At 74.8% G+C, this 21,110-nt stretch carries 21 protein-coding genes; 11 read left to right on the top strand and 10 right to left on the bottom strand.

The window, feature by feature from the left end:
* Nucleotides 1–8: 8 nt before the first annotated feature.
* A complete protein-coding gene (locus GV155_RS00390; RefSeq protein WP_160004226.1) occupies nucleotides 9–1,163 on the top strand; it encodes an aminotransferase class I/II-fold pyridoxal phosphate-dependent enzyme in 1,155 nt (384 codons plus the stop codon).
* Between the two features lie 88 nt (nucleotides 1,164–1,251).
* On the top strand, nucleotides 1,252–2,583 hold the full coding sequence (locus GV155_RS00385; RefSeq protein ID WP_160004224.1) for a UDP-glucose dehydrogenase family protein: 1,332 nt from the start codon (nucleotides 1,252–1,254) through the stop codon (nucleotides 2,581–2,583).
* 107 nt (nucleotides 2,584–2,690) lie between these two features.
* Here GV155_RS00385 and GV155_RS00380 read toward each other — a convergent pair whose 3' ends face one another.
* Nucleotides 2,691–4,070: a glycoside hydrolase family 1 protein gene (locus GV155_RS00380; protein WP_236553763.1), complete on the bottom strand. Its 1,380-nt coding sequence runs from the start codon at nucleotides 4,068–4,070 to the stop codon at nucleotides 2,691–2,693.
* A gap of 16 nt (nucleotides 4,071–4,086) precedes the next feature.
* Here GV155_RS00380 and GV155_RS00375 point away from each other — a divergent pair, with 16 nt between their 5' ends.
* The 5 genes from GV155_RS00375 to GV155_RS00355 all read left to right on the top strand — a co-directional run bounded on the left by GV155_RS00375 (nucleotide 4,087) and on the right by GV155_RS00355 (nucleotide 8,384).
* Nucleotides 4,087–4,824 (top strand): pirin family protein, encoded by a 738-nt coding sequence (locus GV155_RS00375; RefSeq protein ID WP_160004211.1) that lies wholly within the window; start codon nucleotides 4,087–4,089, stop codon nucleotides 4,822–4,824.
* 70 nt (nucleotides 4,825–4,894) lie between these two features.
* The gene (locus tag GV155_RS00370; RefSeq protein WP_160004209.1) at nucleotides 4,895–5,569 is read left to right on the top strand and encodes an AIM24 family protein; all 675 of its coding nucleotides are present in this window, start codon (nucleotides 4,895–4,897) and stop codon (nucleotides 5,567–5,569) included.
* Nucleotides 5,570–5,694: 125 nt separating this feature from the next.
* On the top strand, nucleotides 5,695–6,684 hold the full coding sequence (locus GV155_RS00365; RefSeq protein ID WP_236553759.1) for a sigma-70 family RNA polymerase sigma factor: 990 nt from the start codon (nucleotides 5,695–5,697) through the stop codon (nucleotides 6,682–6,684).
* The gene (locus GV155_RS00360; protein WP_160004205.1) at nucleotides 6,684–7,277 is read left to right on the top strand and encodes a TIGR03086 family metal-binding protein; all 594 of its coding nucleotides are present in this window, start codon (nucleotides 6,684–6,686) and stop codon (nucleotides 7,275–7,277) included. The genes GV155_RS00365 and GV155_RS00360 overlap by 1 nt, the downstream gene beginning before the upstream one ends.
* Before the next feature lie 63 nt (nucleotides 7,278–7,340).
* A complete protein-coding gene (locus GV155_RS00355; RefSeq protein ID WP_160004204.1) occupies nucleotides 7,341–8,384 on the top strand; it encodes a helix-turn-helix transcriptional regulator in 1,044 nt (347 codons plus the stop codon).
* Here the strand turns inward: GV155_RS00355 and GV155_RS00350 are convergent.
* The 4 genes from GV155_RS00350 to GV155_RS00340 form a co-directional block, all read right to left on the bottom strand.
* On the bottom strand, nucleotides 8,381–9,100 hold the full coding sequence (locus GV155_RS00350; RefSeq protein ID WP_328820822.1) for a DUF2332 family protein: 720 nt from the start codon (nucleotides 9,098–9,100) through the stop codon (nucleotides 8,381–8,383). The genes GV155_RS00355 and GV155_RS00350 overlap by 4 nt on opposite strands.
* Entirely contained in the window at nucleotides 9,097–9,426 is a 330-nt protein-coding gene (locus GV155_RS20590) for a hypothetical protein (protein ID WP_236554522.1), read from the bottom strand. The genes GV155_RS00350 and GV155_RS20590 overlap by 4 nt, the downstream gene beginning before the upstream one ends.
* Nucleotides 9,427–9,455: 29 nt before the next feature.
* Nucleotides 9,456–10,931 carry an NAD-dependent succinate-semialdehyde dehydrogenase gene (locus GV155_RS00345; RefSeq protein WP_160004202.1) on the bottom strand — a complete coding sequence of 492 codons (1,476 nt, stop codon included), beginning with the start codon at nucleotides 10,929–10,931 and terminating at the stop codon, nucleotides 9,456–9,458.
* Between the two features lie 206 nt (nucleotides 10,932–11,137).
* On the bottom strand, nucleotides 11,138–13,075 hold the full coding sequence (locus GV155_RS00340) for a penicillin-binding transpeptidase domain-containing protein (protein WP_236553757.1): 1,938 nt from the start codon (nucleotides 13,073–13,075) through the stop codon (nucleotides 11,138–11,140).
* A gap of 130 nt (nucleotides 13,076–13,205) precedes the next feature.
* Here GV155_RS00340 and GV155_RS00335 point away from each other — a divergent pair, with 130 nt between their 5' ends.
* A complete protein-coding gene (locus tag GV155_RS00335) occupies nucleotides 13,206–13,763 on the top strand; it encodes a Dps family protein (RefSeq protein WP_160004198.1) in 558 nt (185 codons plus the stop codon).
* A 93-nt stretch (nucleotides 13,764–13,856) separates the two neighbouring features.
* Here GV155_RS00335 and GV155_RS00330 read toward each other — a convergent pair whose 3' ends face one another.
* From GV155_RS00330 to GV155_RS00310, 5 genes are all read right to left on the bottom strand, one after another.
* Nucleotides 13,857–15,614 carry a DEAD/DEAH box helicase gene (locus GV155_RS00330; protein WP_160004196.1) on the bottom strand — a complete coding sequence of 586 codons (1,758 nt, stop codon included), beginning with the start codon at nucleotides 15,612–15,614 and terminating at the stop codon, nucleotides 13,857–13,859.
* Between the two features lie 138 nt (nucleotides 15,615–15,752).
* Entirely contained in the window at nucleotides 15,753–16,730 is a 978-nt protein-coding gene (locus GV155_RS00325; protein WP_160004194.1) for a hypothetical protein, read from the bottom strand.
* Nucleotides 16,731–16,863: 133 nt separating this feature from the next.
* Nucleotides 16,864–17,709 (bottom strand): esterase/lipase family protein, encoded by an 846-nt coding sequence (locus tag GV155_RS00320; RefSeq protein WP_236553749.1) that lies wholly within the window; start codon nucleotides 17,707–17,709, stop codon nucleotides 16,864–16,866.
* A gap of 46 nt (nucleotides 17,710–17,755) precedes the next feature.
* Nucleotides 17,756–18,493: a DinB family protein gene (locus tag GV155_RS00315; protein ID WP_160004192.1), complete on the bottom strand. Its 738-nt coding sequence runs from the start codon at nucleotides 18,491–18,493 to the stop codon at nucleotides 17,756–17,758.
* 73 nt (nucleotides 18,494–18,566) lie between these two features.
* The gene (locus GV155_RS00310) at nucleotides 18,567–19,418 is read right to left on the bottom strand and encodes a phosphotransferase family protein (RefSeq protein ID WP_160004190.1); all 852 of its coding nucleotides are present in this window, start codon (nucleotides 19,416–19,418) and stop codon (nucleotides 18,567–18,569) included.
* A 66-nt stretch (nucleotides 19,419–19,484) separates the two neighbouring features.
* Here GV155_RS00310 and GV155_RS00305 point away from each other — a divergent pair, with 66 nt between their 5' ends.
* From GV155_RS00305 to GV155_RS00295, 3 genes are all read left to right on the top strand, one after another.
* The gene (locus tag GV155_RS00305) at nucleotides 19,485–19,925 is read left to right on the top strand and encodes a MarR family winged helix-turn-helix transcriptional regulator (protein WP_160004177.1); all 441 of its coding nucleotides are present in this window, start codon (nucleotides 19,485–19,487) and stop codon (nucleotides 19,923–19,925) included.
* Complete coding sequence (locus GV155_RS00300) at nucleotides 19,922–20,581, top strand: hypothetical protein (protein WP_160004175.1); 660 nt, start codon at nucleotides 19,922–19,924, stop codon at nucleotides 20,579–20,581. Before GV155_RS00305 ends, GV155_RS00300 begins: the two co-directional genes overlap by 4 nt.
* Nucleotides 20,582–20,681: 100 nt before the next feature.
* A complete protein-coding gene (locus tag GV155_RS00295; protein WP_160004173.1) occupies nucleotides 20,682–20,828 on the top strand; it encodes a hypothetical protein in 147 nt (48 codons plus the stop codon).
* The last annotated feature ends 282 nt before the right edge of the window (nucleotides 20,829–21,110 follow it).

Genomic DNA, 21,110 nt, shown 5'->3' with positions numbered 1-21,110 from the left:
TCGGCGCCGTGAGCGACCTGGTCCGCGACCTGCCCGACGACACGATCCGCGACGCCCTGCCCCTGAAGTGGGGCTCGGTCGCGCCGGGGGTGCTGCCGGCGTTCGTCGCCGAGATGGACTACGAGGTCGCGGTGCCGGTGGCCGAGGCGGTCGCCGCCGCCGTGCGCCGGGGCACGGCCGGCTACGCCCCGCTCGGCGACCTCGGGGTCGGGGAGGCGTACGCCGGGTGGGCGCACCGGCACTGGGACCACGCCGTCGAGCCGGACGCCTGTGTGGTCACCGGTGACGTGATCGCCGGGATCCGGCTGGTGCTCGAGACGCTGTGCCCGCCGGGGCCGGTCGTGGTGCCGCTGCCCTGCTACCCCCCGTTCCGCGACATCGTCGCCGCCACCGGGCGGGAGGCGGTCTTCGTCACCACCGACCCCGACGCGCCCGACCAGGAGTCCGCCGGGCTCGACCTGGCGGCCGTCGAGGGGGCGTTCGCCGCCGGCGCCCGCACCCTGCTGCTCTGCAACCCGCACAACCCGTTGGGCCGGGTCCCCCGCCGGGCCGAGCTCGAGGCCCTGCGGGACCTGGCCGACCGCTACGGCGCGCGCGTCGTCGCCGACGAGATCCACGGCCCGCTCGTGCTGCCGGACCTTCCGCACGGGCTGGGGTTCACGCCGTACGGGAGCCTCGACCCCCGGGCGGTGACCGTGACCAGCGCGTCCAAGACCTTCAACACCGCCGGGCTGCACTGCGCGGTCGTCGTCGCGCCCGACCCGGCCGACCGGGCGGTGCTGCGCGGGGTGCCGCTGGTGCAGAACCACGCCTACTCCCCGCTCGGGATGATCGCGGCCCGGGTGTCCTGGAGCGAGGGTGACGCGTGGCGGGGGGCCCTGGTGGAGCGGCTCGGGCTGCAGCGGGACCTGCTCGACGACCTCGTCGCGACACACCTGCCGCGGGCGCGGATGCGCCGGATGGAGGCGACCTACCTGCCGTGGCTCGACCTGCGCGCCTACGGCCACGACGACCCGGCGGCCGTCGCCGTCGAGCACGGGGTGGCGCCGGCGGCCGGCCAGGCCTACCAGCCCGGGCTCGTCGGCCACGTCCGCCTGAACGTCGCCACCAGCGTGACCCGGCTCACCACGATGGTCGAACGGCTGGCCGCCGCCGTGGCCTGATCCGGCACCACGTCCTGTCGGGAACCGTTCACCCGTCGCCCCCCGCGAGGGGTATCGGGACGTCACCCGGACCACGCACGCTGGACGCATGAGGATCTCCGTCATCGGCTGTGGCTACCTGGGCGCCACCCACGCCGCCTGCCTGGCCGAGCTGGGCCACGACGTGCTCGGCGTCGAGACCGACCCGCGCCAGCGCGCGCTGCTCGCCAGCGGCGAGCTGCCGTTCCACGAGCCGGGCCTCGACACCCTGCTGGCCACCCACGTGGCCTCCGGCCGCCTGCGCTTCACCGACTCCCTCGCCGACGCCGCCGCCCACGCCGACCTGCACTTCCTCTGCGTCGGCACGCCGCAGCGGCGGGACGGACGAGGCGCCGACCTGGCCCAGGTCGACGGGGCCGTCGAGGCGCTGGCGGTCCACCTGGACCGGCCGTCGTACGTCGTCGGGAAGTCCACGGTCCCGGTCGGCACCGCCGCCCGCCTGGCCCGCCGGGTCGCCGAGCTGGCCCCCGCCGGCGCGGACGCCGAGCTGGTCTGGAACCCCGAGTTCCTGCGCGAGGGCCACGCCGTCGAGGACACGCTGCGCCCGGACCGGGTGGTGATCGGCGTCGACACGCACCGTCCCGAGGGCGAGGGCCTGGCTGGCAAGGTGCTGCGCGAGCTCTACTCCCCGCTCGAGGACGCGGGGGTCCCGGTGCTGGTCACCGACCTGCCCACCGCCGAGCTGGTCAAGGTCTCGGCCAACGCGTTCCTGGCCACCAAGGTCTCCTTCGTCAACGCCGTCGCCGAGGTGTGCGACGCCGCCGGGGCCGACGTGGTCGCCCTGACCGAGGCGCTGGGCCACGACGTGCGGATCGGCAACCGCTTCCTGTCCCCCGGCATCGGGTTCGGCGGCGGCTGCCTGCCCAAGGACGTCCGCGCCTTCGGCCACCGCGCCGGCGAGCTCGGCGTCGACAGCATGGCCGACCTGCTCGGGGTCGTCGACGACGTCAACCTGCGCCAGCGCAGCCGTACGGTCGCCGCCGCCACCGCCATGCTCGGCGGCTCGGTCACGCGGGCCCGGATCGGCGTCTGGGGCGCGGCGTTCAAGCCCGGCAGCGACGACGTGCGCGACTCCCCCGCGCTCGCCGTGGCCTCCGCGCTGCACGCGCGCGGCGCCTCGGTGGCCGTCTACGACCCCGCAGCCCGCGAGACCGGCCGCCGGATGGCGCCCGACCTCGACCACGTCGGCTCGGCCCTCGAGGCCGCCCGCGGCGCCGACCTGCTGCTGCACCTGACCGAGTGGCCCGAGTTCGCGGCCGCCGACCCGGTCGCGGTCGGCGCCGCCGTACGCCGCCCCCTGCTCCTCGACGGCCGCACCACGCTCGACCCGGCGCCGTGGCGCGCCGCCGGCTGGACCGTGCGGGGGCTCGGGCGCCGCTGACGCGGCCCTCCGGGGGCCGTACTTGACGGGCAAGTTCTGAACATGTCGGCCTTTGCAAAGCCCGACATGTTCGGAAGTCCCCGGCCGACCGGGGACTTCCGACCGTCCTATCCCGCGTGCCGGGGCTGCGCCGCGATCAGCGCGGCGTACCGGTCGAAGGACACCGTGGGCGTCCGCTCCCCGGTCGCGTGGTCGACGTGGACGAAGCCGTACCGGTGGGCGTGGCCGGCGGTCCACTCGAAGCCGTCCAACAGGCCGCGGGCGTGGTAGCCGCGGACGTCGACCCCGCGGCGCACGGCCTCGGCCACGGCCTGGAGGTGGGCGCGGTGGTAGTCGTCGCGGGCCTCGTCGTGCACGACCCCGTCGGCGTCCGGCTCGACGTCGACCGCACAGCCGACCTCGGTGACCATGATCGGGGGCAGCGCCGCGCGGAACCGGGCGCGGAGGATGACGAGCCACTCCCGCAGCGCGTCCGGCACGACCGCCCGGCCGTCGTCGGTGGTCGGGTGGCCCATCGGCTCGAGCACCTGCCAGGGGGCGGGGGCGTCCTCGGCGGCGGCGGCCACGCGCAGCGGCCCGTCGTAGTTCACGCCGTAGAAGTCCAGCGGCTGACGGATCATGGCCAGGTCGCCCGGGGAGACCAGGTCCTCCATCAGCGGGGCCAGGTCGGCGGGGTAGCGCCCGAGCAGCATCGGCTCGAGGTAGAGCCCGTTCCAGACGGAGTCGAACAGCTTGGTCGCACCCACGTCGGCGGCGTCCTCGCTGGCCGGCCACATCGGGGAGTGGTTGTTGGCGCAGCCGACCTCGCGGGCCCCGGCCGCCCGGAGCGCGACGGTGGCGTGGCCGTGACCGAGCAGCAGGTGGTGCGCGGCCCAGAGCCCGTCGAAGTAGAGCGACCGCCCGGGGGCGTAGGCGCCGTTGCCGTAGCCCAGGACGCCCATCACGGCGGGCTCGTAGACCGGGATCCAGGCGGCGACCCGGTCCGCGAGACGTGCGGCGACCACGGAGGCGTGCTCGGCGAAGCGGTGCACCGTCTCCGGGTTCAGCCAGCCGCCGTCGTCCTCGAGGCCCTGCGGCAGGTCGTGGTGGTGCAGGACGGCGACCGGCGAGACGCCGGCCTCGAGCACCCGGTCGACCAGGCGGTCGTAGAAGTCCAGCCCGCGGGGCTCGAGCGGCCCGCGTCCGTCCGGCTGGACCCGGGTCCAGGAGACCGAGAAGCGGTAGTCGTCGACGCCGAGCCGGCCGAGGAGCGCCGCGTCCTCCTCGAACCGGTGGAAGTGGTCGGCGGCGACGTCCCCGGTGGTGCCGTCCGCGACGACGCCCGGCACCCGCGCGAAGGTGTCCCACACGCTCGGCCCCCGCCCGTCGGCGCCGGTCGCGCCCTCGACCTGGTAGGCCGAGCTGGTCACGCCGAAGCGGAACCCCGGGGGCAGCACGGGGAGCCCCGCGCCCGGCGGGGTGACCTGGCCGGACCCTGCAGCGGACACGGGCACAATGATGCCCGTGACGGTGGAGATCCGACGGGGAATGGCGCGTTTCACGAGCAGGGACGCGGGGCGGCTGACCCGGCACGCGCTCTCGTTCGGGCCGCACTACGACCCCGACCGGCTGCGGCTGGGGCCGATGGTCTGCCACGACGACCACGTCCTGGGGGCCGGGCGCGGCTTCGAGACCCACCACCACGAGGACCTCGAGATCCTCACGTGGGTCGTCGAGGGCGCGGTGGACCACTCCGACTCCCTCGGCACCGACCGCCGCCTGGCCGCCGGGTCGCTCGCCCTGCTGTCGGCCGGGTCCGGCGTCGAGCACGCCGAGACGGCCGCGCCCGGCGTCCCGTCGCGGTTCGTCCAGACCTGGCTCGTGCCCGACGAGCCCGGCCGGCCCCCGTCGTACGCCGCGACCACCCCGGCCCCGGTGCACCTCGACGGACGGGCGGCGCTGCTCGCCGCCGGTCCCGGGGTTGTCGTCGGCGAGGACGCCCCGCTGCGACTCGGCACCACCGGAGCCGCGCTCCAGGTCGTCCGTCTCCAGGCCGGCCAGGAGCTCGCGCTGGGTCCGGACACCTCACCGCCGGGCAGCCTGCGCCACGTCTTCGTGACCACCGGGGCGCTGCTGCGCTTCAGCCTGGCCGAGCCGCTGTCCGCGGGCGACACCCTCGTCGTCGACGGCCCGGAGGCGCAGGCGGCCGCCACCGTCGTCGCGGCGGTGTCGACCGAGCTGATGGTCTGGACGTTCGCCTGAGCGTCCCCCGGACGCCGCCGTGGCGTGGCACCCTCGCGGGACCGCGACCCCCACCCGAGGAGACCACCCCATGCGCAGCAGCCTGTTCGAGCAGGGCCACCAGGAGGTCCAGGCCACCGAGCGCTTCTCCCAGCAGAACTCGCAGATGCTGCGGGTCGCGCTGGGCGAGGACGTCCTGGCCGTGAAGGGCTCGATGGTCGCCTTCCAGGGCGAGATCTCCTTCACCCACGAGGGCGCCGGCAGCGCGATGAAGCTGCTGAAGAAGATGGTCACCGCCGAGGACAACCCGCTGATGCGGGTCAGCGGCCGCGGCGAGGTCTTCTTCGCCCACGAGGCCGGCTACCTCTTCCAGGTCGAGCTGACCGGTGACGCGCTGAGCGTGAACGGCCGCAACCTGCTGGCCTTCGACGCCGGCCTGCAGTGGGACATCAACCGCACGAAGGGCGCCGGGATCATGGCCGGTGGGCTCTTCAACACGACGCTGAGCGGGAACGGCACCGTCGCGCTCTGCACGGTCGGGCAGCCGGTCCTCCTCGACTGCCGCCAGCAGCCGACCTTCGTCGACGTCCAGGCCTGCGTGGCGTGGTCGAGCAACCTCGTGCCGCAGGTCGTCAACAGCATGAAGATGAGCTCGCTGGTCCGCGGCGGCTCCGGCGAGGCATTCCAGTACGCCTTCCACGGCGACGGGTTCGTCGTCGTGCAGCCGTACGAGTGGAAGCCGCCGTCGACGAACACCTCCAGCTGACCCAGGCGCTGCCAGGTCGTGGCCCGGGCTCCGATGAGTCCGGGCCTCGACCGCGGTCGGTCAGGACAGGCACACTGACGACCAGCACGGAGGCACCCTCGATGAGCCTGACCCAGGAGACACCGATGACCGAGACCGGGACCGGCAGGAGCACCACCGGCACCGAGCTCGACGACTTCGACGCGCTCACCGCGCGGTACGGCCGCGAGCTGCTCGCCCACTGCTACCGGATGAGCGGGTCGGCGCACGAGGCCGAGGACCTGGTGCAGGAGACGCTGCTGCGGGCCTGGCGGTCCTCGGCGGGGTTCCAGGGACGCAGCTCGGTGCGGACCTGGCTGTACCGGATCGCCACCAACGTCTGCCTGACCAACCTCGAGGGCCGGCCGCGCCGGCCGTTGCCGACCGGTCTCGGGGCGCCCGACTCGCAGGCCGCCGACGAGCTGGCGCCCGACGCGGAGATCCCCTGGCTCGAGCCGATCCCCGACGCCGCCGTGACCGTGGCCGAGCGGGACACGATCCGTCTCGCCTTCGTCGCCGCACTGCAGCACCTCCCGGCACGCCAGCGTGCCGTGCTGATCCTGCGCGACGTGCTGCGCTGGAGCGCCGCCGAGGTCGCCGAGGCGCTGGACACGACCAGCACCGCGGTCAACTCCGCGCTGCAGCGCGCGCACGCCACGATGGCCGAGCGGGGCCTCACCGAGGACACGGTGGCCGACGACCTCAGCCCCGAGCAGGAGGTGCTGCTGGCGCGCTACGTCGAGGCGTTCTGGCGCAAGGACATCGACCGGATCGTCTCGCTGCTCACCGCCGAGGCCGTGTGGGAGATGCCGCCGTTCACCGGCTGGTACCGCGGCTCGACGACGATCGGCGAGCTGATCGACACCCAGTGCCCGGGCGGCTCGCTGGACATGCCGATGCTGCGCACGACCGCGAACGGCCAGCCCGCTCTGGGCCTCTACATGCGCGGCCCCGACGGTGGCTTCACGCCGTTCCAGCTGCAGGTGCTGACGCTCGACGGTGACCGGGTGGCCCACGTCGGCGCGTTCTTCGACCCCGGCCTCTTCGCCCGGTTCGGCCTGCCCGACCACCTCCCGGCCGACCACGCCCCGGTCTGATGACCCCGACGCCTGCGGGCGTCGAGCTCCTCGCGGCAGCGGTGACCTACACCCGGTCGGCGCTGGCCGCGGTGACCCTCGACGACCTCGCGCGCCCGACGCCGTGCGCCGACTGGTGCCTGGCCGACCTGCTGGCGCACCTCGACGACGCCCTCGACGCCTTCACCGAGGCCGCGGGCGGCCGGGTCTGGCTGTCCCCCGCCAGCCCGGCGCTCCTGGTCCGCCCGGTCGCCACCGCCGACGACCTCCGCGCCAAGACCCGGGACCTGGTGGAGGCCTGGGACCGGCCCGTCCCCGTGGTCGAGGTCGGTGGGGCCGCGCTGCCCGCGACGACGGTGGTCCTGGCGGCCGCGCTCGAGGTCGCGGTCCACGGCAACGACGTGGCGCGCTCCGTACGGCGCCCGCCCGCCCCGGGTCTGCGCCGGCTGCCGGACCCCCTGGCCCGGGGCCTGGTCGGTGCCGCCCACGCACTGGCCCCGGCCGACGACCGCGCGGGGAGGTTCGGCCCCCGCCTGGACGTCCCGCCCGGGGCCGGTGACTCGGAGCGGCTGCTGGCCCACCTCGGCCGCGAGACAGGGGCACCCCCGGACTGAACCGGGTCGACGGGATTCGTCGTCCTGCCTCGCGAGCACCGTCGGTGCTCCTAGGGTCCGGGAGTGCTCGTCTCCGATCCCGCCGTCCCCGTGATCGCCGTCGGCTGCGCGCCGACGCGGGCGCTGCCGTCGCCGGACGTACGGCTCCGGCTCGCGCAGGACGCGCTGCGGGCCGGCCGCGTCCGGGACGCGCGTGCCGCGTTCGAGGTCCTGGTCGGCACGACGGACCGGGCCGTCGCGGCACCGGCCCGGGAGGGCCTGGTCGACGCGCTGCTGGCCCAGGGGGAGCTGGCGGCCGCTGCCGAGGTCCTGGTCGGCGTCAGCCTGCGCCCCGCGACCGGGGAGGCCTGGGACGGGCAGCCCGTCGTCGCGTGCGCCCACGACCTGCACGCGGCCGGCGAGCTGGCCGCGGCGCAGGGCGACCCCGCCGCCGCGGTCGACCTGCTCCACGCCGCCGGGGCCCAGGCGCACGTCGAGGGCGCGACCACGGGTCCGTGCTGGCGCGTCGCCGCCGCGTTCGCACTGGCGCGGGTGGGCCGTCGCGACGAGGCCGTCGCGCTGGCCGAGGAGCACCTCGCGGCCGCCCGCGTGTCCGGCTCGGCCCACGACGCCGCCCAGGCCCTGCGGGTCCTCGCGGTCCTCGACACCACCGGCTGCCGGGAGGCCCGGCTGCTCCAGGCGCGCCGCGCCCTCGACGGGGTGGTCGCGCTCCGGCTCGCCGCCCAGGTCGACACCGACCTGGCGGGCCTGCTGCTGCTCGGCTCCGGCGGGCCGGCCGACCCGGCGGCGCAGCAGGAGGCCGTACGCCTGCTGTCCTCGGTCGAGCACTACGCCCTGACCGAGGGCCTCTGGCCGCTGCTCGGCCGGGCGCGCCGGCTCCTGGACGCCTCCGGGACCACGGCGTCGTGGCCGCACCTCGAGCGGCTGACCGCCTCGGAGCGGCGCGTCGTCGAGCCCGCCGCCCAGGGAGCCACCAACCGCGAGATCGCCGCCGCCGCGGGGATCTCGGTCAAGGCGGTCGAGTGGCACCTCTCCCGGGTCTACCGCAAGCTCGGCGTCACCTCCCGCCGCGCGCTGGTCGACGCGCTGGGCCACCCCCCGCTCTAGCGCGGGGCGACCCAGCGCATGCTGCGGCCGTGCCCGTGGGTCCAGGCCACCGCCTGCCCGTCGAGGCCGAGGACGAAGGTCGCGAGGTCGTCGGGCACCGACGGGCCGGTCGCGGTCACCGCGGGGTGGACCCGCTTGCCCTCGTTCGACAGCCAGTGCGCGCGCCCGGCCGCCACCAGGCCGCGCAGCCGCTGCTCGAGCACCTGACGGGCCGCGACCGGCAGGTAGGCGGTGACGGCGCTGTGCATCACCACCACCCGGCCGTGCCGCCCGGCCTCCTCGACCAGTCCGTCGAGGCGGTCGAGCCCCGCCGGTGCGGCCAGGTCGGCGGTGACCACCGCCGGCGGGTCCGTCCGGGCGACCTCGACCGCGGTACGCAGCCGGGCGCGCCGGTCGTCGTGCTCGGGCCAGACCAGCGTCTCGAGCCACGCGACCTGGTCGTCGTCGATGACGTCGACCGGCGCGAGGTCCAGCCCACCACGCCACGCCACCGGCAGAGGTCCGTCCGGCCACACCTCCGGACCCGGCACCGGACCGGTGACCTCGCAGGTCAACCGGCCCGCAGCACCGTGGTCGGTCGACATCTCACCGGTGGGCAGGTGCCAGGTGTAGTCCCAGCGGTCCGGGTGGAGGCACAGCCCGGCGCTGGCGCCGATCTCCAGCAGGGCCAACGGCTCGTCGTGGCGGGCCGCCAGGAGGCTGAGGACCGGGGTCAGGGTCGCCAGGCGGCCGACCTCGTTGGTCTGGGTCCGTCGGGCCGCGACGGTCGCGCGGACCGGGCCCGCGGACGTACCTCGGCGTCGTCGTCGAGCAGGGCGGCGCGCAGGGCGGCGTACGGGCCGGGTGCCGCGACCCCGTTCCAGCGGGCGGCCGCGAGCACCAGGTTGGGCTGGCGCTCGCGGTCCGAGGCCAGCGTGCCGAGCCAGGCCAGCACCGCGGGGTCGTCGGCGACCCGCACGGCCCAGTCGTGGAAGCACCCGTCACGCGCCTCGTAGGTGCCGAAGTCGCGCCAGACCGCGGCGACGTCACCGAAGACCTCCACGACCGTCCCTCGTCAGCCCGGGGCGACGATCACTCGGCGGCCGGTACGGGCAGCGCGACGTAGGTGGTCTCGAGGTACTCCTCGATCCCCTCGAAGCCGCCCTCGCGGCCGAAGCCGGAGGCCTTCATGCCGCCGAAGGGAGCCGCGGCGTTGGAGACCAGCCCGGTGTTGAGGCCGACCATCCCGAAGGCGAGCCCCTCCGCGACACGGATGCTGCGGGCCAGGTCGCGCGTGTAGACGTAGGACGACAGGCCGTACTCGGTGTCGTTGGCGCGCGCCACCGCCTCGGACTCGGTCTCGAAGGTGGTGATCGGCGCGACCGGGCCGAAGATCTCCTCGCGGTTGATCCGCGACGAGGCCGCGACGTCGACCAGCACGGTCGGCTCGACGAAGTGGCCGGCACCCTCGCGGGCCGCGCCCCCGGTCAGCAGGCGCGCGCCGTCGGCGACCGCCTCGTCGACGAGACCGGTGACGGACTCGACGGCCTTCGCGTCGATCAGCGGCCCGACGTCCACGCCGTCGTCCTGCCCGCGACCGACGGTCAGTGCGCCCATCCGCTCGGCCAGGCGGGCCCCGAACTGCTCCGCGACCGCGGAGTGGACCAGGAACCGGTTGGCCGAGGTGCAGGCCTCGCCCATGTTGCGCATCTTGGCCACCATCGCCCCGTCGACGGCGGCGTCGAGGTCGGCGTCCTCGAAGACCAGGAAGGGGGCGTTGCCGCCGAGCTCCATGCTGACCCGCTGCAGCCCGGGGGCGGACTGCTCGACGAGCTTCCGGCCGACCGCGGTGGAACCGGTGAAGCTGACCTTGCGCAGGCGGTCGTCGGCCTGCAGCGTCGTGGAGAGGTCGGCGTCGCGGGTGGTGGGCACGACGTTGAGCACGCCGTCGGGCAGCCCGGCCTCTGCCAGGATCCCGGCGAGGACCAGCATCGTCAGCGGCGTCTGCGAGGCCGGCTTGAGCACCATCGTGCAGCCGGCCGCGACGGCCGGGGCGATCTTGCGGGTGCCCATGGCCAGCGGGAAGTTCCAGGGCGTGATGAACAGGCAGGGCCCGACCGGCTTCTTCATCGTCAGGATCCGGCTGCCGCCGGCGGGGGCCTGCATCCACAGCCCGTGGATGCGCACCGCCTCCTCGGCGAACCAGCGGAAGAACTCGGCGCCGTAGGCCACCTCGCCGCGCGCCTCGGCGAGCGGCTTGCCCATCTCGAGGCTCATCAGCGCCGCGACCTCGTCGGCGCGCTCGACCAGCAGCTCGAAGGCGCGCCGCAGCACCTCGCCCCGCTCGCGCGGGGGCGTGGCCGCCCAGCCGGGCTGGGCGGCGACCGCGGCGTCCAGGGCGGCGGTGGCGTCCTCGGCGGTGCCGTCGGCCACCTCGCAGACCACCGACCCGTCGGCCGGGTCGGTCACCTCGAACCGGGCCCCGTCGGACGAGGGCCGCCACTGCCCGCCGACGAGGAGCGCGCGGTGGTCGGTGGGGAGCAGCTGCAGGGCGTCGAGGTGGCTCATGGACGCCACTGTGGCACGCGGTCCTGCCGGCCGGACCGGCCCGGCGGGTGAGCCAGGACGGCCTTGCGCGCGCACGCCGGACGCGTATAGTTGCCGCCGTCGGCTTCGGAGGGAGCATCTGGAGACGACCGGGAGCCCCTCGCTGACCCCATGCGGCGAGGGGCTTCCTCTCATTTCGGCCCGAACGTCCCGGCCGGCGTCGTGTCTCAGCCGGCGGTGCGCAGGAACGCTTCGAGCAACGGTCCGGCCGTGCCCGACCCGCTGCTCCCCTCGGCCACCAGGACCGCCACGGCCAGGTCGCCCTGCGCCGCCACCATCCAGGCGCGGGTACGCAGCTCGCCGCCGTCCTCGAACTCCGCCGTGCCCGTCTTGGCGATCACCGGCGGTCCCGACAGGTCGGCCAGCGACGAGCCGCTCCCCTCGGTGACCACCGCGCGGAGCATGCCGCGCAGCTGCTCGGCCTCGGTCGAGGTCAGCGGCTGCTCGTCGCCGGCGTCGGTGTCGACCTCCACGTCCGGCAGCAGCCGCGGCGTCACGCGGGCGCCCTGCTGGACCGAGCCGACCACGGCGGCCATCGCCATCGGCGAGGCCAGCACCTCGCCCTGCCCGATCATCGTCGCCGCGCGCCCGGTCTCGGACCCGGGCGTGCCGACCTGGCCGAAGTAGGACGGGAAGCCGAGGTCGCGGTCGACCCCGAGCCCGAGGGCGGCGGCCGCGGTGGCCACGCCGTCGGCGCCGGCCCGGTCGCGCTCGGCGATCATCGCGGTGTTGCACGACTGCGCGACCGCGGTACGCAGCGGCACCCGGCCCAGGGACCCGGCCGGGTAGTCGTCGTAGTTCTCGAAGACCCGGCCGTCGACGGTCACGGTCGGCGTGCACGGCACGGTCGAGGTGGGGGTCAGGCCGCCGCGGAGCAGCGCCAGGGAGCTGACGATCTTGAACGTGGAGCCGGGGGCGTACTGCCCGTAGGTGGCGACGTTCAGCCCCTCGGCGCCGGGCCCGCTCGCGGCGGCCAGCACGGCGCCGTCGCTCGGGCGCAGCGCGACCAGCGCGCTGGCCGGACCGACGTCGGCCAGCACCTCCTCGGCCAGCAGCTGCAGGTCCTCGTCGAGCGTGGTCCGCAGCGGATCGCCGTCCTGGTCGGCCACCCGCACCAGGCGACGCTCCCGCCCGTCGGGGGCGACCGCGCTCAGCACGGCGCCGTCGGTGCCACGGAGCACGTCGTCGTAGCGCGCCTGGAGCCCGGACAGGCCGGCGACGTCGCCGGGGGCGTACGCCTCGGGGTCCTCCTCGACCATCTCGGCCGTGACCTCGCCGACCGTGCCGAGGATCGGTGCGGCGAACTCGCGGGTGGGGGCCAGCGGCAGCCGGTCGGAGATCAACCGGGCTCCGTCGATCTCGGCGACCCCCGGACCGACGGGCGGCGGCACGTCCTCGGTGCGCAGCACGAGCGCCTCGACGAAGGCGGCGTCGCCGGCCTCCTCGACCCGCTCGGCGTACGGCCCCGGCGCCACGTCGACCAGCGCCGCCAGGGCACGCGCCGAGGCCGCCGCCCGCGCGGCCGGGACCTGCGTCCGGTCGATGCCCACCCGGGTCACCAGCCGGTCGGTCACCAGCGCCTCGCCGTCACCACCCAGGACCTCGCCGCGGCGGGCGGCGACCGGGGTCAGCGCGAGCGTGGTCGCCTCGCGCAGGCTGGGCTCGACCACGGTCCGGCTCCACTGCAGCTCCCAGGTCCCGGAGCCCGCGTCGTCCGTCTCGGGGAGCCGCATCGGGACGGTCGTGGTGTAGGTCCACGGCTTGCCGGCGACGTCCCAGGACCAGTCCAACGTGGCCGCGGCGGTCTCGACGCCCTCGACCGGCTCGTCCTCGGTCTCGGCGACGCCCGAGACCGCGACGGTCGGGACCAGGTCCCCGAGGCCTTCGGTGGTGTCGGACCAGTCCGCCTCGACGTCGGTGACGCTCGAGTCGACGAAGGCCAGGCCGTCCATCTCCCCGTCCTGGAGCCCGCCGTCGAGCGCGGCCGCCAGGGCCAGGGCCGGCTCCTGCGGGCCGGGGGTGTCGTCCCCCCCGCCGGAGCAGCCGGTCAGGGCCAGGGCGACCAGCACCGCGAGCGAGGGGCGGACGAGGGCGGCACCGGGCATGCCGCCAGTGTGGACCATCCGGGCCCCGCCGTGGCCCCGACCGGGGGCTGGTCGGCACGCCCGCGCACCCTCGGCGGGCAGGTCCCCAGGGGTGACCTGCCGCCGTTCGCGGCGCCGCTACCGTCGAAGCATGAGCACCGAGAAGATCTACTACACGACCCCCGGCATGTCCGAGGACGACGCGCGCACGCTCGTCGGCCTGCTCCAGGACCGTCTCCACGCCATGAACGACCTGCACCTCACGCTGAAGCACGTGCACTGGAACGTCGTGGGCCCCCACTTCATCGCCGTCCACGAGATGATCGACCCGCACGTCGAGGAGGTCCGCGGGTACGCCGACGACCTCGCCGAGCGCATCGCGACCCTCGGCGGCTCGCCCAAGGGCACCCCCGGCTCGATCGTCTCCGAGCGCCAGTGGGACGAGTACTCCCTGCGCCGCGACGTCACCCAGGCCCACCTCGGCGCGCTCGACGTCGTCTACCACGGCGTGCTGACCAGCCACCGCGAGGCGATCGAGACCGCGGGCGACCTCGACCCGGTCACCGAGGACATGCTGATCGGCCAGGTCGACAAGCTCGAGCTGTTCCACTGGTTCGTGCGCGCGCACCTCGAGAACGCCGGCGGTCACCTCTCCACCGAGGGCGCCACCAGCGAGACCGAGGCCGCGTCGCAGGCCGGCAACGCCTGACTCGCACCCCCTCGTACGACGAGACCCGCCACGCGATGCGTGGCGGGTCTCGTCATGTCCGGGCCGTCCCGGTCACCGGGAGGGCCGGGCGGGTCAGTCGCGGTTGCCGCGGTACGGCGGCTTGCCGCCGCGGGCCGGCGCGCCACCGCCACGGTTCATCGCCGGACCCTTGTCGCGCTGCAGCTCGATCAGCTTGCCGCTGATCCGCGTGGCGGCGAGGGCGTCGAGCGTGGACTGCGGCAGGTCGGCCGGCAGCTCGAGCAGGGAGAACTCGGGGCGGATCGAGATCGCGCCGAAGTCGCTGCGCTGCAGGCCGCCCTCGTTGGCGATCGCACCCACGATCTGGCGCGGCTCGACCTTGTGCCGCTTGCCGACCGAGATCCGGTACTGCGCCAGCGCGGCACCGCCCTCGCGGCGCGGGCCGCGGTCGTTGCTGCGGGCCGGGCGGTCGCCACGGTCCGGACGGTCGGTGCGCGGCTCGCGCTCGGTGCGCGCCGGGCGTACGGCGTCGGGGTCGAGCAGCAGCGGCGTGCCCCCCTGCGCGGCGATGGCCAGCGCGGCGGCCACGTCGGCCTCGGGCACGTCGTGGTTGCGGACGTAGTGGGCGACCACGTCGCGGAAGAACGGCAGGTCCGAGGAGCTCAGCGCCTCGGTGATCTGCTCGTCGAAGCGGTTCAGGCGCGTGGTGTTGACGTCCTCGACCGACGGCAGGCTCATCTGCGTGAGCGGCTGGCGGGTGGCCTTCTCGATGTGCTTGAGCAGGTAGCGCTCGCGCGGGGTGACGAAGGAGATCGCGACGCCGCTGCGCCCGGCCCGGCCGGTGCGGCCGATCCGGTGGACGTACGACTCGGTGTCGGTGGGGATGTCGTAGTTGACGACGTGGCTGATCCGCTCGACGTCGAGGCCGCGGGCGGCGACGTCGGTGGCCACCAGGATGTCGAGCTTGCCCGACTTCAGCTGGTTGACCGTGCGCTCGCGCTGCACCTGGGCGACGTCGCCGTTGATGGCCATCGCGGAGAAGCCGCGGGCCCGCAGCTTCTCGGCCAGCGACTCGGTCTCGTTCTTGGTGCGGACGAAGACGATCATCCCCTCGAAGTTCTCGACCTCGAGGATGCGCGTGAGGGCGTCGACCTTCTGCGGGTAGCTGCAGATCAGGTAGCGCTGGGTGGTGTTCGCCGAGGTGGTCGTCTTGTTCTTGACCGTGATCTCGACGGGGTCGGTGAGGTACTTGCTCGACAGCGTGCGGATCTGGCGCGGCATCGTCGCGGAGAACAGCGCGACCTGCTTGGTGTCGGGGGTGTCGGCCAGGATCGTCTCGACGTCCTCGGCGAAGCCCATGTTGAGCATCTCGTCGGCCTCGTCGAGGACCAGGAACCGCAGCTCGGAGAGGTCGAGCGTGCCCTTCTGGAGGTGGTCCATGATCCGGCCGGGGGTGCCGACGACCACGTGGACGCCGCGGCGCAGCGCCGAGAGCTGCACGCCGTACGCCTGACCGCCGTAGACCGGCAGCACGCGGACGCCCTTGAGGCGTGAGGCGTACTTCTCGAACGCCTCGCAGACCTGGATCGCGAGCTCGCGGGTCGGGGCCAGGACCAGCGCCTGGGGGGTCTTCTGCTTGACGTCGAGGCGGTCCAGGATCGGCAGCGCGAAGGCGGCCGTCTTGCCCGTGCCGGTCTGCGCGAGCCCGACGAGGTCGCGCCCCTCGAGCAGCGGCGGGATGGTGCGCGCCTGGATGGTCGACGGGATCTCGTAGCCGACATCGGCGACCGCGGCGAGGGTTGCCTCGCCGAGACCGAGGTCGGCGAAGGTCGTGGTCTGGGTCTCCGCGACGTCTGCGCTCTGCTCACTCACCCGTCGACGATAGTCGCTCGGAGGCCCCGGCGTCTTTTCGGGGAGCTGTGCGACCTGCGTCACGCGAGTGGTGCGGGACCTTCGGATCCCGGCCACAGCAGCGGATCGGTACGCGTATCCGGCACCGATCCGCTGCAGTCACGCAGCGACCGTGCCGCCCACCGCGCAGCCGTCGCCGCACGGGCGGGCCTCGACGGCGATCCCGTGGTGTCGAAGGAACGCCGCCACCTTCACCGCCGTGGTGCAGGGACGCTCGAGGACCTGGCCCCAGCCCAGGCGCACCGTCGTCCGACCGGAGGCGGCGACGTCGAGGTCGCGCTCCAGGTCCCGGTCGCGCGCGTCGTGTCCGTCGTGGAACAGCCGTCCGTCGAGCTCGACGACGGCCGTGGCGTAGGTCGCGTCGCGGTAGACGATCCCGCTGACGGACCGTTCTCGCTGCTGACGGACCGCGCGGGGCAGGCCGTGCGGGCGTTCGACCCTGGTCAGGTAGCCGTGCTCGAGGACGGAGCAGGTGCCTTCGGCGAGGTCGCGCAGCACCCGCTCGGTCCACCGGCGGTGTGGCGCCCGGGGTCGGCGAGCCAGCGCGGTCGTCAGCTGCTGGGCCGTGGTCCCCCGCGTCCCGCAGCCACGGGCCAGCACGGCGACCCGGTCCAGCTCGCACCCTGCCGACAGGGCCGCGTCGAGCACCGCGTCGGCGTACCGCTGGCGCGGTGGCCCCAGGTTCCACAGCACCGACTCCTCGAACCGCGCCACCTGGTGCACCTGGACCCCGGGCAGGGGTGCCGGCCGGGACCGGGTCCGGTCGATCGCGACGCGCACGACGGTCGCTTCCGACGGACGCCGCCCGGGAAGGGGACCGTCGTACGCGCGCAGCGCCGACTCGCCGTGCAGCGCCGCGGGCCAGGTCGCGAGCACCGCGGCCCAGGCGCGCTGATGCCAGGTCGGCGTGCCGGTGTGGTCGACGTAGACCCCGGGCAGGAGGCAGACCCAGTCATGACGGTGGAGCATGCGACGTACGTCGCGCTTCTCGAGCCCCGACCCGAGGGCCTGCCAGCGGGCGACCACACCGTCCTGGCGCACCAGCAGCGCGCGAACGGGGTAGGGAGGCGGGTCCACCCCACGAGCCTCCTGCGAAGACACCGCCGTGACCAGCGCCTTCGGCCGGCCTGTGGATGACGCGCACGAGGCGACAGTGCAGTGGATCGGTACGCGTATCCGGTACCGATCCGCTGCACTGCTGAAGCGCCACTCAGACCGGGAGGCACTCCGGCTGGAACCGCTCGCGGGCCGGGCCGTCGGCGCGCAGCGCGTCCAGCACGATCTGCTGGGTGACCGGGTCGTTGGGCGCCTGGTCGTGCTCGATGAGGACCGTCGGGCAGACGTCCTGCAGCAGGGTGTTGGTCACCCGGCGGCGCGGACCGTCGAGGAACTGGGACTGGTACGGCGTGACGACCTCGTCGAGCTTCGTGGAGATCACGGTGTAGTCCGGGCCCGGGACGGTGTCGCCGCCGCGGTTGAGCCGGGTCAGGAAGCGTGAGCCGGCGGCCTGCTGCTCGCAGGCGGGGCAGGGAGAGTCCCCCTCGACCTCGGTCGCCATCTCGGTCCCGTGGTTCGACGGGGCGATGCCGACGAGGTCGTCGACCTTGGCGGCACCGTCGAGGAACCTCAGGTAGAAGCGCGGCATCATCCCGCCCTGGCTGTGACCGACGAGGTCCACCCGGCGGGCGTCCGTGGCCTGCCGGACGGTGCGCACGAAGCGCTTCAGCTCGCGGGCGGACTTCCCGATCGGGCCGGTCGCGCGGTTGCCGTAGTTGAAGGCGAAGACGCAGTAGCCGCGGTCGGCCAGGTACGGCGACATCGTCACCCAGTTCTTCTCCATCGTCTCGAACGTGCCGTTGACCAGCACGACCGGTTGCGGGTGCCGGCGGTCCGGCCGGCAGCCGAAGTCGTTGGCCCCCGGCGGCGAGACGTCCGCCGCGGGGACGGGACCGGCGTACGGCGCCGCGCCGGCGGCGGTGGCGGGCACTGCCGCGCCGAGGCCAGCGGCCACGACCGTGCAGAGGAGGGCGGCGAGGTGGCGGCGCAGCGTGGTCACGGTCACATCATGGTGCCGGGCGTGAGCCCGCGCACCCCCTGTCCGTCTACGACGGACCTCCCGCCGCGACCACGTCCAGGTCGCGCACGGCGTACCGGAGGTGCTCCCACTCCTCGTTGAGGATCACGTGCAGGCAGGAGCGGACGGTCCCCGCGTGCTCGGGCGCCCACGGGTTGCGGCGCGGCTCGTCCAGCACGGCCGGTGTGACGTCGCGCAAGAAGTCTCGGACCATCGCGACCCGGCCCGCGCGCAGGTCGAGCACCTCGTCCCAGGGCGGGTCGGACGCGCTGAAGACCGCCGGGTCGTGCCCGTCCGTCGCGTACTCCGCGTGCGGGACGCCCCGCGGGTCGTACGGCTCGTCGAGCTGCAGCACGGCGCGGCCCAGCCAGGTGTCGGTCGCCATGACGAGGTGCCGCAGGGTCTGGGCGAAGGACCACTCGCCGGCGACGGGGACGTCGACCGCACCGGGCCCCATCGCCTCGGCGCGCACGAGCGTCGCCTGCCAGGCGCGCTCCAGGGCGGCCCACGCCGTACGCAGCCCCTCGGGGTCGGCGGCGCGCCGCAGCTCCCGACCCGGGAACCGCTCGTTGAGCGCGACCTCGACCAGCGGCGCCACGTCGACCCCGTTGACGAGCAGGGAGCCCCCCTCCTCGCCCAGCCACGGGGCGTCGAGGTCGGCGCCCTGCAGGTCGACGGCGCGCATCCGCGCACCGGACAGGTCGACCCGGACGAAGCGAGCGCCGCTCAGGTCGCGGTCGACGAAGGACGGTGTCTCGGGCGGCATGCGGTCTCCTCGTCCGGCCGGTGGGCGGCTGCCGACCTCCTGGATATCGCACGCGCGGGCCGGGCGCCAGGCCTCAGAGCCTCCCCAGCGCCAGGCGCAGCCACGCCTCCGCTCCCGCGTGCTCCTGCGGCAGCGTCAGGAAGCCGGGCCTTCCCGGCGGCGGGAGGAAGCCGACGAGGTCCATCACCTCGAGGTACGGCTGCCGCTCGCGGCCGGTGCGCCCCGCGTACTCCTGCGCGAACGTCTCGGCCACCTCGGCGTCGTGCGCGACCGCGAGGTTGCTCGCGGCGTGGGCGACGTCGAGCCAGGCCGGCCCGGTCGAGGTCTCCACCCAGTCGACGACGCCACTGACCCGACCGCCCGACCACAGCAGGTTGCGGGGCTGGAAGTCACGGTGCAGGAAGGTCGGTTCGTACGCCGGAGGCGGCGTCCGCAGCAGGTCGAACGCGGCCTCCCACAGACCGTCGTCGGTCGACCACGGCGGCACGACGTACTTCGCCTCGAAGGCCCAGGACTGGTACGTCCGCACCTCGATCGTCGGCACGACCTCGTGGATCCCCACCAGCACGGCGACCATGCTCCGCAGGTCCGCGGCCGACGGCCGGTCGGTGTGCACGGACCCGGGCAGCCGCGTCATCAGGTGGGCGGGGTGCCCGCAGGACGAGCCGTCGGCGTCGAGGGCGACCGAGCGCGGCGCGGCCACCGGGGTGTCGGCCAGCATCCGCTGCACCTCGCTCTCCCGCGTGGTGAGTGCCGCACCGTGGGTGCGCCACGGCTCGCGCGTCATCAGCCGCAGCACCAGGCCCTCGCCCGCGGCGGTCTCGAGCGCGAGCATGGTGGACGTCCAACCGCCGAGGAGCTCCCCGACGACCCGGGCCGGCCCGACCGTGCGCTCGACCCAGGCCAGGGCGTCCTCGGTGGTCATGGGAGGACCGTAGGTGACGTCGTGACCTATCCGTGAGTCACACTCACGATGAGGTAGCCTCATGGAATGGCCCGCACCCCCGCCCTCGACCTCGTCCTGCTGATCACCGTGCTGCTCGGCGAGGACATGCGGCGCGGCCTTGCCGCGATGGGGTTGACCGAGACCCGCAGCCACGTGCTCTGGCTGGTCGGCACCACCGGTCCGGCGACGCAGCAGCAGCTCGCCGTCGAGACCGGGCTCGCGCCGCGCTCCGTCACCAGCGTCGTCGACGCCCTGGTCGGATCAGGTCTGGTCGAACGACGACCGCACCCGACCGACCGGCGAGCGGTGCACGTGACCCCCACCCCGGCCGGCGCCGACCTGGTCGCCGCCCTGGTCGCCGGTCACGAGCGCCTGGCCGACCAGCTCTTCGGCGACCTCGACGACGGGGCGTACGCCGCGACGCACGCCGCACTCGCCGACGTCGCGGCGCGGTTGCAGGTGCTCGTGGCGGAGGAGGGGTCGTGAGCGGTGCGCGGCGGCTCCTCCTCCGGGCCCGGACGCTGGCCCGGCTGGCCCTGGTCACCGAGTGGCGCATGTACTGCGGGGCCGTCCGCCTCCTCACGCGCCGCGCGCAGGTGCCCGACGGCGCCGGGTCGGTGGCGTACTCCGGGACCGTGGCGCTGGCGATGTGGGCCTTCACCGCGGTCTCGGCGGTGGAGCTGGTCGCACTGCACCTGATCATCCCGTGGGAGGGCGTGCGCCTGGCCGCCGACGCGCTCGGCATCTGGGGCGTGCTGTGGTGCCTGGGGATGACGGGCTGCCACTACGTCTATCCGCACCTGGTGACCGACGCCGGCCTCGTCGTGCGCAACGCCGAACGGAGCGCCGCGGCCGTGGTGCCGTGGGACCTGGTCGTGGGCGTGGGGGTGCGGGAGCGCTCGCACGAGTCGGGACGGCGGGTGCAGCTCGGCGACGACCCGGCGCGAGCCGAGCTGATCGTGCCGGTCGGCAAGGTCACGACCCTCCACGTCGACCTGCGGACGCCGCTCGACGTCGTCGTCGGTGGCGCCCGCCAGGGGGTCACCCGCGTGGTGCTGGCCGCCGACGAGCCCCGCGTCCTCGCCGCGCTGGTGCGCGAGCGGGCCGGGCTCTCGTCCCCGCGTCCTGGTCGCCGGCCCTAGCCCGGTCGGGTCCCCTCACCCGGCCGGGCCGGCCGATCGCCCCCGTCCGGTGGACGCCCGTGCTACCTTAGGTGAACAGAAGGTGAACAGGAGGTGTCCCATGTACCAAACCACCGAGAACGCGGCGTTGACGATGCGCTGGACGCTGGAGACCGATGCGTCCGGACGTACCCGCCCCGTCGCGCACTGGGTCCCGGCCGGCCACGTCGAGATGGCCTCGCACGCCACGATCGTCCAGGCTGCCTGACCCGCACCGCACCCCGGCGTCCCCCGGACGCCGCCTCACGACCCGTCGCGAAGCTCCTCGCGGCGGGTCGTGTCGCGTCCGGGACACGACGGTGTCCGCAACCGTCACCTCGAGGCGCCGCGAGCGTCATCTCGGCTGTCCGCGAGCGTCATCTCGGCTGTCCGCGAGCGTCATCTCGGCGGGCGAGGACCCGGCGGGCGCGGTCCACGACCGGCTTGTCGACCATGACGCCGTCGAGCAGCACCACGCCCCGTCCCGCCGAGATGACGCTCGCGGACAGCC

This window comes from Nocardioides sp. AX2bis (assembly GCF_902506435.1).
In the GTDB taxonomy this organism is placed as follows: Bacteria; Actinomycetota; Actinomycetes; order Propionibacteriales; family Nocardioidaceae; genus Nocardioides.
The sequence above is the reverse complement of the archived record's forward strand: the minus strand, read 5'-3'. Positions and strand labels throughout refer to the sequence as shown.